Source organism: Coprococcus sp. AM97-35 (genome assembly GCF_027697525.1).
Taxonomy (GTDB): domain Bacteria; phylum Bacillota; class Clostridia; order Lachnospirales; family Lachnospiraceae; genus Allocoprococcus; species Allocoprococcus comes.
The window spans coordinates 79,549-92,154 of sequence record NZ_JAQESL010000002.1 but is presented as its reverse complement, the minus strand read 5'-3'; the positions used below and the strand labels follow the sequence as shown (position 1 = coordinate 92,154).

11 protein-coding genes are annotated in these 12,606 nt (G+C 42.4%); all 11 read right to left on the bottom strand.

The features are described 5' to 3' along the window. Positions 1-2,660 (bottom strand): N-acetylmuramoyl-L-alanine amidase (locus tag PG840_RS02225; protein WP_270613340.1); only part of this gene is annotated, 2,660 nt, incomplete at its 3' end. A 17-nt stretch (positions 2,661-2,677) separates the two neighbouring features. Further along, positions 2,678-3,283 (bottom strand): hypothetical protein, encoded by a 606-nt coding sequence (locus tag PG840_RS02220; RefSeq protein WP_270613339.1) that lies wholly within the window; start codon positions 3,281-3,283, stop codon positions 2,678-2,680. A 225-nt stretch (positions 3,284-3,508) separates the two neighbouring features. Then, positions 3,509-4,420, bottom strand: a complete 912-nt coding sequence (locus tag PG840_RS02215; protein WP_270613338.1) for a nucleotidyltransferase family protein — start codon at positions 4,418-4,420, stop codon at positions 3,509-3,511. Between the two features lie 31 nt (positions 4,421-4,451). Continuing rightward, a complete protein-coding gene (locus tag PG840_RS02210; RefSeq protein ID WP_270613337.1) occupies positions 4,452-4,715 on the bottom strand; it encodes an HPr family phosphocarrier protein in 264 nt (87 codons plus the stop codon). Continuing rightward, positions 4,705-5,904, bottom strand: a complete 1,200-nt coding sequence (locus PG840_RS02205) for a CdaR family protein (protein ID WP_181988881.1) — start codon at positions 5,902-5,904, stop codon at positions 4,705-4,707. The genes PG840_RS02210 and PG840_RS02205 overlap by 11 nt, the downstream gene beginning before the upstream one ends. A 58-nt stretch (positions 5,905-5,962) precedes the next feature. After that, a complete protein-coding gene (gene cdaA, locus PG840_RS02200) occupies positions 5,963-6,850 on the bottom strand; it encodes a diadenylate cyclase CdaA (protein ID WP_270613336.1) in 888 nt (295 codons plus the stop codon). 55 nt (positions 6,851-6,905) lie between these two features. Next, positions 6,906-8,072: a hypothetical protein gene (locus PG840_RS02195; RefSeq protein WP_270613335.1), complete on the bottom strand. Its 1,167-nt coding sequence runs from the start codon at positions 8,070-8,072 to the stop codon at positions 6,906-6,908. After that, on the bottom strand, positions 8,072-8,467 hold the full coding sequence (locus tag PG840_RS02190) for a hypothetical protein (protein ID WP_055157315.1): 396 nt from the start codon (positions 8,465-8,467) through the stop codon (positions 8,072-8,074). The genes PG840_RS02195 and PG840_RS02190 overlap by 1 nt, the downstream gene beginning before the upstream one ends. A 54-nt stretch (positions 8,468-8,521) precedes the next feature. Further along, the gene (locus PG840_RS02185; RefSeq protein WP_117823981.1) at positions 8,522-9,262 is read right to left on the bottom strand and encodes a ComF family protein; all 741 of its coding nucleotides are present in this window, start codon (positions 9,260-9,262) and stop codon (positions 8,522-8,524) included. A 38-nt stretch (positions 9,263-9,300) separates the two neighbouring features. Further along, positions 9,301-11,523, bottom strand: coding sequence for an SF1B family DNA helicase RecD2 (gene recD2, locus PG840_RS02180; RefSeq protein WP_270613334.1), 2,223 nt, complete (start codon positions 11,521-11,523; stop codon positions 9,301-9,303). A gap of 61 nt (positions 11,524-11,584) precedes the next feature. Further along, positions 11,585-12,574 (bottom strand): rod shape-determining protein, encoded by a 990-nt coding sequence (locus PG840_RS02175; protein ID WP_055157310.1) that lies wholly within the window; start codon positions 12,572-12,574, stop codon positions 11,585-11,587. Between the last annotated feature and the right edge of the window lie 32 nt (positions 12,575-12,606).

Here is a 12,606-nt window from a genome sequence, read left to right as displayed (position 1 = left end):
TTTTGTTCTCCATACTGCATAACTCCGTTTTCATTATAGTATACAGTCTTTTCTGGTAACTGGACGAATCCCTTTTGCATGATTCCATTTTTATCAAAGTAATACCATTTCCCATTTTCGCAGTATTCACCTGTTTTTCCCTGACCATTACTTTGATAATATCTTGTTTTTCCGTTTACCGTCTTCCATCCAGAATACATGCTTCCAAATACTGTATCAAAATAATAATAGTAATTCCCTATTTTTTGTTCTCCATAAAGCATTTTTCCGTTGCTTCCGTAATATACCCACTTTTCAGGTAACTCACAAAAGCCAGTTGCCATCTTTCCGGTTATCATATCAAAATAGTACCATGCATCATTTATCTTCTGTTCTCCATACTCCATGACTCCGTTTTCATTATAGTATACAGTCTTTTCTGGCAAATCAACAAATCCGGTCTGCATAATTCCATTCTTGTCAAAATAATACCATTTATCATCAATCTTGTACTCTCCTATTGTACAACATCCATTTTCCTGGTAATATCTTGATTTTTTATTAACTGTTTTCCATCCTACATACATACTTCCAAATGTAGGATCAAAATAATAGTAACAATTGCCTATTTTCTGTTCTCCATAAAGCATCTTCCCATCTGCTCCATAGTAAACTACTTTTCCTGGTAAATCATAAAATCCTGTAATCATTTTACCAGTAGAAGTATCAAAACAATACCATGCATCATTGATCCTTTGTTCTCCGAAACGTTTCTTTCCGTCGATTCCGTAGTAGTATATTTTTCCCGAAAGATTATAGAAACCAGTTACTCTCGCACCCGTAATTGTATCAAAACAATACCAGGCATTATTTATCTTCTGTTCTCCATAGCGCATTTGCCCATCTGATCCATAATAGACCGTCTTACCCGGTAAATTGTAGAACCCAGTAATTCTTGCACCCGTAATTGTATCGAAATAATACCAGGCATTATTTATCTTCTGTTCTCCATAAAGCATCTGTCCATCTGAATTATAATAAACCGTCTTACTTCCCAGATTCACAAATCCAGTCTGCATTACTCCATTTCCATCAAAATAATACCAGTGACCACCAATTTGTCTTTCTCCTGTCACTCTCTGATTATTCACATAGCAATATTTCTTTCCATTTACGGTTTTCCATTCTACTTTTTCTTTCGATAATCCAAGATAATTTGCAATTCCAGTCGCATCCGCAACACCTAATCTTTTTAGTCCAGCCTCTGTATTTAAGACATTATTCACATCACCACTATTCGTGATAAACGCATGTTCAACAATAATACCAGGAATTCCATTGTACTTATTAGCGACCTGTACTGTAAACCAATCTTCAAGTGAACCATCTGGATACTTGTACTCCGGCTCTGTTCCTGTCTTATAATACAGTCCTCTGTTATACAAACCAAGTGAAGTCAGTTCACTCAAAATCTTTGACGCAAGCTCTCTTCCCTGTGCACCTACATCTGATTTCCAGTTATAGTTTGGAATAATAACTTCTGCCCCATAAGCCGCTGTTGTAGCTGCCGCATTCAAATGAAAACTCACAAAAATTTTTGCACCTGCTTTGGCTGCTGCATTTGCTCTTGCGGTAATACAACCTCCTGCCGGCGTTTCATTTGGATACGGGCAAGCTGAAGAAGTTCTTGTCATGTATACTTCTACACCATAATACTGCTCCAGTTCTGCTTTACAATAATTTGCAATTTTCAGTGTAAGTGCTTCCTCTCGCAAACCATTTGCTGATGCTCCGGCATCTCTGTTATCATGTCCCGGATCCAATGCTACAACTATTTTTCCAGATTTTGCAGCATATGTACTGATTCCTGTATCATCATCAAGCGATAACGTTGCTGGTGTTGACGCAAGAATATCTGTCTGTGCAGCCTGAAGTGCATCTTCGATACTGTTCTGTTCTTCAATTGTTCCATCTTCATTAATAGTAGAAATGGATACATTTGCTGCATCCTCAGCTACCGCTTCTTCCTGTTCTTCATCAACCGGCTGAAGCTCATCAATACCATCATATTCTTGATTTACTCCGAACCTCGCTTCCACTCCAAGATCTGAAAGCGCATAATCTGTCGTTTCTCCATTTTCTGTTACACTGATTGAAACGACTTCATATGTTCCACCCTGATACTCATCTTCATAATACTTTTCAAACAGGTAAAGATTACCTTCGGATCTGCTGATGTACCAGTCTTCCCAGGTATCATCATCTTTCCGAACATGAAGTACCATCTGGTCTATGTATTCATCTTCCTTGCCCCAGGATACAACGATTCTCTGTGTATCCGGAGTTTCCAGATATGGACTTTCAACATAAGCATAATTCATTTTGCTCTGTTCCGTCTGATCTTCCTGTTCTGCTGCTTCCTCCTGTTCCTGAACTACTTCCCCTTGATTATTTTCACTGACTGACTGCTGTTCTTCTGTCGTCTGCTCTTTTTCTGCAGGCTGTTCTTCTTGTTGTTGTGACTCATCTGCCTGTGGCTCAGAAGCCTGTCCTTCTGTCTGCTGAGATTCTGTCGTTTGTTCTTCTGCAGCTGGCGCATCCGCCGCATATACCGGCATTGTTGTACCAATCATTGAAAAGACCAGCAATGCCACACTGCATTTTTTCAACCAGTTCTTCATTATATACTCCTCTTCTCTTACTCATCTGCTGTCATGTATCCTTTGAGTACGGTATGTCCGGTCTCTAAAGGCTGCCCGTTTTCCGTAATCTTAAATCGTTCACATTCATACGTTTTCAGGAAAGACTTTTTAATACATGTGAGTATTTGTTCTTCTCCTGTCGTCCCCATGCTTCTGATGTAAGAACCAGTTCCGGAATCTACATCGAGATCAATCGTTTTCTGTTTCTGATCAACATTGCAGCTGTTCATCTTGCATTCACTGTTAAGAACGCCTTCCCCTATTAAGCCGTTCCAGATATCGGTTGTCTGAAGCAGATTCGTTCTGATCTCTGCGCATTCGATTTCTTCACTGTCGGATATATAATATAATTTCAGAATCTGATCCTGAGCTTCATGGTCTCCGCTGTCTTCTTCCTTGCTGTCATTTTCTTCCACTTGCTCATCCTTTTGTTCTGTTTTTTCCTGCGTTGGTTCTGTCTTTTCCTGACTGGTATCTTGCTTTTCCTCTTGCTTTGTATCCTGCGTCGTATCTTTTACTTCTTTTGAAGTATCTGTACCACTGCATCCCAAGAGCATAACACTGAGACTCAATGCCATTACAAATACCAATATTTTCCTCATCTCGCACCTCCTCCCTTAATCTTGTCTATTATACAATAGTTCTCAATTTTTGTCTATTTTCGACACGAAATAATTTCCCGAAAATGGATATTTATTAAAAAGCAGGAATTTATCTCCACCCTTTTTCAACGAACATTTTGTTTTATGCCATATTTCCCTTCAAAATCTGCAAGGCAAGCTCCATAGTCTCATCCCATGTTGCTTGCCTTCTTAATCTCACAATATTTACTTCTCCGGATATAATCCCTTTTCAACCAGCGCCTTCACTTCATTCACAACCAGTTCTTTATCTTCTTTATAAGTCACCCCGAACCACTTATCATGTGATTTCAGCACTTTTACTTCGACTTTTCCTTCTTTCAGAAGATCTCCGATAATCGTTGGAAGCAGATACTCCCCTTTCAGATTGCCTTCTTCCTGTGCTGCCACAAATTCTGCAAATCCTTTTTCGAGGATCTCAAAGAATTCTGGTGTGAGTCCCCACATATTCATGGAAACCGGCGTGTCTGCATCGATCGGTGTCTCTTTTCCATCTGTTGCAACTGCTGCACCTGCCTGTGTCTTGATGATGTTGGATGTCTCCACGATTTCTGTAAGCATCTGATTCGCATCAACCTTGCACACTCCACGGGTTACTCCGCCATTTTCACTTAATGTGTTCTTCAGTACGAATCCAACCATGCTGATCTGCATTTTATCTGCCTGCTTTTCCGGTGTTGTCAGTTCTTTGAATGCTTCCACATAAGCTTCTTTTCCATAATAATCATCCGCATTGATTACCAGGAATGGTTCTTTTACCACAGCCTTACAGCAGAGAATTGCCTGACCGGTTCCCCATGGTTTCGTTCTTTCTGCAAATTTTTCTTTAAATGCTTCCGGAATATCATCAACTTCCTGGAATGCATATGCAACTTCAACTTTCTTTTCAATCCGGTTTCCGATAATTTCACGAAAATCCTTTTCCAGATCTTTTCGAATAACAAATACCACTTTATCAAATCCGGCTTCCATTGCATCATAGATCGAATAATCCATGATAATTTCACCATTTGGTCCTACCGGCTCCAGCTGCTTGATTCCTCCTCCGAAACGGCTTCCAATTCCTGCTGCCATAACAACTAATGTAGCTTTGCTCATCTTTTCTATACCTCCTGATTCGCTTCTCCTACTATTCTCCAATTCCACTCTCCACCAGTTCTACCATCGCTTCAAGTGCCTTCTCTTCATCTTTTCCCTCACACACGATCTCAATCGTATCTCCGGACTTAATGCATGCACCAAGTACGCTCAGAACACTTTTCGCGTTTCCTTCCATATCCCGGTAATGAAAAGTGATCTTACTTTCATATTCCAGTGCCATCTTGCAGAAAAGTCCTGCCGGTCTCAAATGTAATCCCGTCGGATTTTTGATCGTTACCTTTTTACTGATCATTTTCTCCTCCACTGCTCTTTGTCAATGTGATCTGTACATTGATCGTATCTTCAAGTTCAATTCCGTCAGGAAGTGTAACCTGGATCGGAACATTATAGGTTCCCGCTGTCTTGCAATCGTTCAGATTGATTGACACGTTTCCTTTTTCAAGAGTAAAATCATCCAGATCCTCTTTAGAACCACGCACAACAATTTCCAGATTGCCCTGTTCTGCATATGACACCTTGTAATCCTTTGGTGCATTCAGCAGCGCAATGGAATTGTATGGGAATTCGACTGTCTTAGTTCCGAATTTCTCTACCTGGATCTTTATAACGATCGGTACGCCTCCTGCGCTGTCCTGGTCTGTCTTTGCCCAGTACGGAAGATAATTGGCAATATCTACTGTCTTCTCTATTGTCTGGTCCAGACCATCTTCTGCCAGCTCTTCTGCCGGAATTTCAATAGAATCCACCGTTTCCAGTTGCTCCTCTGTGCCTACGATCTGAATGCTTTCCGGCTGGATACTGATTCCGCTGAAATGATATCCGCTCGCAGTACCGATCAGTGAAGTATCAAATTCTACCGGAATACTCTTTGTCTGAAGCATGGTGATTTTTACCTTCAGTCCTTCGTCTCCCAGGTTATTCTCAATCTGTGTCGAATCTATGATCTTTCCATTGTTATCATAAAGAATCAGCTCTGCTTCTTTTTCCTCATCTTTAGACTGTCCTGAAACATCGACAAGTGCTACCACCTTGTCGATTGAATCGATTACTGATTCTGGCCCGCTGATCTTAATCTTCTCCGGATTTGCTTTCAGCTCACCCACCTGATATCCGTCTCTCGGTGTTCCCGAACTGGTTGCAGTGATCGGGAAAGTCTCTGATTTTCCAAGTTCAATGCTTACTCGCAGATTGATCGGGTTGGCAGTCGCCTCAAACCTTCCTGCATAAGAAGGGATCGATATATCGATCGGGATCAGGGATCTGGTTCTGACATCCAGATTCTTCATATCCGCTGTTGCTCTGATATCATCAGTTTTAATTTTATTTAAAATAGAACGTTTTGCCTTTACTGTTACGGATATCGTCCTGCTGTCATCCAGAATCTGATATGTATTGCCCGGATTTGTTACGATTTCCGGATGTGTCACTGTCACCTGGATTCCGGAAAATGTCCGTTCGTCCACCGGATCTTCAATATTCATAACAATTATCCATAAAAGGACAGAGAATACAAATGCCAACAACTTAAGACCCCAGTTTTTAGTCAACGCCCTTTTCATGCGATCTCCATCCTTTCCATATTTTTTTCAAACGTCCGATCTCCACACTCTTCTTACTGATAGATTCCAGACGTTTTTTCAGATATTCCGGTGTAACATTGCGCACAAGCTGTCCGCCCATCGCTACAGATACATACCCGGTCTCTTCTGATACGGTGACGATCAGAGCATCACTCACCTCACTCATTCCGACTGCTGCACGATGTCTGGTCCCCAGCTCCTTACTGATTCCCATATTGTCTGACAATGGAAGATAGCAGGTCGCTGATACGATCCTGTCTCCACGGACAATGATCGCGCCATCATGAAGTGGTGTGTTGTGTTCAAAAATATTGATCAATACCTGCGGTGATACAATACAGTCCAGCGCGATTCCGGTGCTCTCGTATTCTGTCAGCATGATTGCCTGCTCTACGACGATAAGTGCTCCTGTCTTCACTGCTCCCATCGCAAAGGATGCTTCTACGATTCCATCGATCGTTTTCTGGCTGAAACGTACATTATCTTTTCCTCTTTTATCCAGTGCTACCATATTGGGAACAAATTGTTTTTCCCCCAGTTTTTCCAATGCTCTTCTGAGCTCAGGCTGGAAAATGATCACGACTGCGGTTGCCATGACCGGAAGTGAATTCTGTGCAATCCACAAAATCGTATACATTTTAAAAACTGCAGCCACCAGAATAAACAATGCAACAACCAGAATCCCCCTCAGCAGCATCCAGGCTTTTGTATTCTTTATCCAGAGAATAATCTGATAGAATAAAAATGTAATAATCAGTATCTCAACAGCATCTACTACCCGGATCTGTGGGAAGTACCACGATTCTGATACAAATCTTTTTAAAACCTGTGTTAATACTGTGTTCAACAGTGTACCCCCTTTTCTATCCGTTATTTATACCCCTGTTTTTTATAATATTTCCCTATTTGTTATCGCTATTCAATTCATTTTCCACAATGCTCTGAATATCCAGTTCTTCCTTCAGGCTCTGTGCAAGAAGGATTTCATCTGTATTGCCCCCAACTCTTGTCGGCCGCTGAACTGCCGGACTCTTTGGCCGTTTTACCTTAGAAGCCGTTTTTGTTTTGCGTACTGCCGGTTTTTCCGTCTGCCCACTCTTCGACCTCTGTCTTCTCTCCGGCTCTGCTCCCGCAATCTCACCTGTTTCTTTCCGCTCATTGATATGTTTGACCGTCTTCTCCGGAGCTGTCACCGAAATCTTAGGGATGGCTTTTACATAATAATAATATTCATCATCCTCAAACTGGAGACGTTCTGTTCTGGAATAATCCACCGAGAACAGGAAAAATTCCATGATAAAACCAATCACGACTGCTGCAATATTTCCAACGATCAGCATATTATAAGAGGTATGTATATCGAATACAATATCTCCGATCACAATTACAACAATATTCACAACCGCACCGGATGCTGCTGCGATTTTCCACGCATGATCTACCGAAAGCCGGCGCACTGTATATACCACAAAAATAGAGATAATAAATGCGATCACAGTGATCCACAGAGTCTTATCCTGGAATACCGTCTTCACAAACAGCGAAATCTGCCTGGTAATTCCATCCGCACTGGTGATCGCTGTTGCTGAAGTTCTCACACATTCGATCATATAGTAAATGATCGTTCCAAATACAACCGGTACTGCTGAAATCGGTCCAAGTACAAGCGCACAGGCAACCGGAACCACATACGGAACATGAAGCATAAATGCTACCGGTGTGACCAGCAGAAGAAGTGCCTTTTTCGGAGTAAATCTGCAGTAAAAGATAAACATTACCACAAAGATCAGTGCCGCTGCCGCTGCCACTCCTATAGACAGTTTGAACAGATGCACAATTACAAGCCCTGCCGCTACATACGCCGTTACAACCGGTGGAAGAAAAGTGCAGATCACTGCCAGTGCCACCGCTACAACCGGTGTCGCCACCGCTTTCATCAGTCCAATATTCTGGTTGATCATAAGAAATGTGACCAGTGCCAGAACAAACTGCACAGCTTTATCAATATAGATTGATTTCATCGCGTATAATTCCTGTAATTTATCTCTCCATACTATCAGATCATTCATTATCGTTTCTCCCTTTCATACATTCTGTTCAGTCTTGTAAGATCGTGATTGAATTGTTTCACACGCTTTCTTGCTTTTTCATGTTTGGTTCCGTAAAAATGGGAAGCAACGATTCCATAAAAAATAACAAGTACCAGATATCCAATTATCACAGCTGCCGCAAGCATCACAAGAAACTGCATATTCAGATTTCCCATCAGTTCATCCAGAAAAGCAATAACTCCGATTCCCACTGCAACAGCATAGCCGACCGTGACCCATATGATCGTAGCAATGGTGTGAAAGCTCCGGTAATCTTTCTTATAATAAGAACTGATCTTAAAATCTTCCTCTCCCTGTTTGCTTTCGTACATCGCCATCCTTGTCATCAGCTTAACTTTGCTTTCATTTAACATTTTGTCACCTCATACGTTTTATTCGTATATGCATTACTTTCAGTATAACAAATATCAGATTCCTTGTCCAATACTTACCGTCAAAAAGTATACATTTTCGGCTCCTGCCTTTTTCAGCACTCTCGCCGCCTCGTCTAAGGTACTTCCTGTCGTATAAATGTCGTCGATCAAAACGATATTTTCTCCTTTTACATTTTTCTGCACTGCAAATGCTCCCCTGATATTTCGTTTTCTCCCTTTATCGCCCAGCTCTTTCTGAGGACTAGTCGCCTTAATTCTCTTAACAGCACCTGCATCCATGGCAATTCCGGTATTTTCTGATAATACCTTTGCTACAATTTCTGCCTGATTAAATCCCCGCTTTCTTTTTCGCCGGGAATGCAGCGGAACCGGCACGATCAAGGTGATCTTTCTTTCCCATAGATAAGAAAGAAAATGCTCTGCCATTTCTTTTCCGAACGTTTGTCCGTAAATCCTCCGGTTCTGATATTTCATTGCATAAACTGCATTTTCCACTGCATCTTTATGCACCCAGAGACTTCTGCCATCAACAAAAAGATGCTTCTGCCTGGTACAGTCATAGCAATATTCTTCTGCCGGATCTGTCAAAGGCTTTCCACAGCACATGCATCTTACTTCACCAATATAAGGAAGTTTTTCACGGCACGCCTTGCAGATTCCATTGTGTTCCGTAGAATGTTTCTTTCCTGCACTTACAATTTCTCCACAAAACGGACATTTTGAGGGATAAATTAGTTCCAGAATTGTTTCTTTGACCTTTTTTAAGTTTTCCATCCGCTTTTCGGATTTGATTTTCTACTTTTTCTGTGTAACTATCCGCAGAACTCCCGGATCCGTTCTGCCAGACTGGTATTCCGGTTGTGTTCATTGGTATTCCGGATCATCTCCTGGAAGGTCTGGTCATTTCCGACAATTGTCACACATTTTCTGGCTCTTGTGATTGCCGTGTAAAGAAGATTCCTGTGAAACAGCTGTCTCGGTCCGCTCAGAAGAGGGATGACAACCGCCGGATATTCGCTTCCCTGCGACTTGTGAATGGTGATCGCATAGGCAAGCTCCAGTTCTTCCAGCAATTCAAACGGATACTTTACTTTTCTCTTTTCATCGTATTCAACTTCCAGTGTTTCAGTATATGTATTGATCTCGGTGACAATTCCCATATCGCCATTAAAAATCCCCATTCCTTTATCCACCGTCAGTCCATACTTGGTTGTGATCTCCCATTCAAGCTGATAGTTATTCTTGATCTGCATCACCTTGTCGCCCACGCGGAATTTGTGATCGCCATATTCTTTTTCCGCTTTTCCCGGCTCCGGTGGATTCAAATACTCCTGCAAAATACTGTTCAGCCTTTCCACTCCCAGCAGTCCTTTCCGCATCGGTGTGAGTACCTGGATATCATATGGTTTTGCATTGACATATTTGGGAAGCTTCTTCTGGATCAGTGTCAGCAGAACACTGATGATCACATTCGGATCCTGTCTTTTTAAGAAGAAGAAATCCCGGCTTTTATTATCCAAAAGGACCGGTTCTCCCCGGTTGATCTTATGTGCATTTACCACAATATCACTCTCCTGTGCCTGTCGGAAAATCCGGGTCAGCATGACAACCGGAAAACATTCCGATGCGATGAGATCCTTCAAAATACTTCCCGGGCCTACTGATGGAAGCTGGTTACAGTCCCCTACCAGGATCAGCCTTGTCCCCGGTACAATTGCGGTAAGAAGTGCATTCATCAGAGGCAGGTCTACCATAGACATCTCATCGATGATGATCACGTCGGTTTCCAGTGGATTGTCTGCATTTCTTGCAAATCCGTTCCGGTTCGGGTTCTCATCCTCCTCCGGATTACCGTTCACCTCCAGAAGACGGTGGATCGTCTGCGCTTCCCATCCGGTTGCTTCTGTCATTCTTTTTGCGGCACGCCCGGTTGGTGCTGCCAGCATAATTTCCATATTCTCACTGTGAAAATATTCGATCATGGCATTGATCGTCGTCGTTTTTCCGGTTCCAGGACCTCCTGTGAGAATCATAATTCCATTCCGCACAGCCGCCATGACCGCATTTTCCTGCTTCTCGTCAAGCTGCATTTCGGCTTCTTTTTCAATCTGATGGATCTTTTTTTCGATCATTACATTGGCTTCTTCATATTCCAGATTCAGATCATGCAGCATTTTCGCGGTATTGAGTTCCAGATAATAGAAGTGGGACACGTATACCCGCAGACCTTCTTCAGATTCTTTGAGTACGATCTTCTTTTCCATCGACAGATCCATCAGATATTTCTCAATATCCTTAATCTCCACTTCCAGAAGTGCAGATGCCCGACGAAGCAACACGTCCTTTGTCAGATAGACATGCCCTTCGGCAACACTCTGCTGTAAGGTATAAAAAATACCACTCCGGATACGGAAATCCGAGTCTGAATGAATGCCGATCTTCGTTGCGATTTCATCAGCGATCTTAAATCCGATCCCCTGAATCTGATCTGCAAGCTGGTATGGATTTCCTTCCAGTACCTGATAGGTCTTCGGACCGTAAAACTGATAAATCTTTGCTGCAAGTGTCGTCGAAATCCCAAATTTCTGAAGATAGATCATTGCCTTCCGCATATCTTTTTTTTCTTCTACCTGTACAGCGATCTCTCTTGCCATACGTTCGCTGATTCCACGCACCTCCGCAAGTCTTTCTGGTTCTTCTTCGATGATCCGGAAGGTGTCTTCCCTGAATTTTTTCACAATCCTGCCGGCAAGAGATGCACCAACCCCTTTGATCGCCCCTGATCCCAGATAGCGTTCAATCGAAAGCAGATCTTCCGGTGCTTTGATCTCATAATTCAGCACTCGGAGCTGTGTTCCATATACACTGTGAACCACATATTCTCCGTTCACCTCAACCAGCTCTCCCTCTGATAAATAGTTAAAGTTTCCGACACAGGTCAGATCGCCATCATCATTATTCAAATTAAATACGGTATATCCATTGTCTTCATTGCGAAATACAATGTGTTCTACGTAACCTTTTACTGTTTCCATACTTTTTTCCTTTTTAAAAAGGCTGTCTCTCTACAGAAACAGCCTTCTCATGTGCTTATCACTAGAAATCTTTTTTTCCGTTCATAAACTCCACATACTGACCGGTACCGATTGCAACAACCTTCATCGGGTCTTCCGCTGTCATCGTATTGATGCCTGTCCTTTCTTCGATCAGTTCTTCCAGCCCGCGAAGCAGCGCACCTCCACCTGTCAGTACAATTCCACGATCCAGAATATCCGCGGAAAGTTCCGGCGGTGTTCTCTCCAGAACCCCAATGACCGCTTCGACGATCTGACTTGTAGTCTCATGCAGTGCTTCTTCGGTCTCAGAAGCCGTTACCGTGACCGTCTTTGGCAATCCTGTTACCAGATTTCGTCCCCTTACTTCCATTGATTCATCTTCTACAAGAGGATATGTCGTTCCGATCTTGATCTTGATGTCTTCTGCTGTCCTGTCTCCGATCAGCAGATTGTGCTTTTTCCGGACATAACGGACGATTGCTTCATCAAAATCATCACCTGCAACTTTTAATGATGTATTCACAACAGTTCCTCCAAGGGAAATCACCGCAATGTCGGATGTACCACCACCGATATCCACGATCATGTTGCCGCATGGTTTTGAAATATCTATTCCGGCTCCGATTGCCGCCGCAACCGGTTCCTCAATCAAATGTACTTCCCGCGCACCGGCTGCAAAAGCAGCCTCTTCTACCGCCTTTTTTTCAACCTCTGTAACACCGCTTGGCACACAGATACTGATATTCGGCTTCTTAAATGTACGCTTTCCCAGTGCTTTCTGAACAAAATATTTGATCATTTTTTCTGTGACAATGTAATCGGAAATAACACCCTGTCTGAGAGGTCTTACCGCAACAATGTTCCCCGGTGTCCTTCCAAGCATCAGCCTTGCTTCTTCACCGATTGCTTTTATCATATTGGTATCTCTGTCAAAGGCAACGACTGAAGGTTCTTTCAGTACAACTCCCTTTCCTTTCACATAAACGAGGATACTTGCTGTTCCTAAATCAATTCCTAAATCTATTGACATCACGATTCCCCTTTCACATACTCACCTTATTA

Coding starts and splice junctions, on each gene's coding strand:
- PG840_RS02220 (WP_270613339.1), bottom strand. CDS start 3,283: ATGAGGAAAATATTGGTATTTGTAATGGCATTGAGTCTCAGTGTTATG.
- PG840_RS02215 (WP_270613338.1), bottom strand. CDS start 4,420: ATGAGCAAAGCTACATTAGTTGTTATGGCAGCAGGAATTGGAAGCCGT.
- PG840_RS02210 (WP_270613337.1), bottom strand. CDS start 4,715: ATGATCAGTAAAAAGGTAACGATCAAAAATCCGACGGGATTACATTTG.
- PG840_RS02205 (WP_181988881.1), bottom strand. CDS start 5,904: ATGAATATTGAAGATCCGGTGGACGAACGGACATTTTCCGGAATCCAG.
- PG840_RS02195 (WP_270613335.1), bottom strand. CDS start 8,072: ATGAATGATCTGATAGTATGGAGAGATAAATTACAGGAATTATACGCG.
- PG840_RS02190 (WP_055157315.1), bottom strand. CDS start 8,467: ATGTTAAATGAAAGCAAAGTTAAGCTGATGACAAGGATGGCGATGTAC.
- PG840_RS02185 (WP_117823981.1), bottom strand. CDS start 9,262: ATGGAAAACTTAAAAAAGGTCAAAGAAACAATTCTGGAACTAATTTAT.
- recD2 (WP_270613334.1), bottom strand. CDS start 11,523: ATGGAAACAGTAAAAGGTTACGTAGAACACATTGTATTTCGCAATGAA.
- PG840_RS02175 (WP_055157310.1), bottom strand. CDS start 12,574: ATGTCAATAGATTTAGGAATTGATTTAGGAACAGCAAGTATCCTCGTT.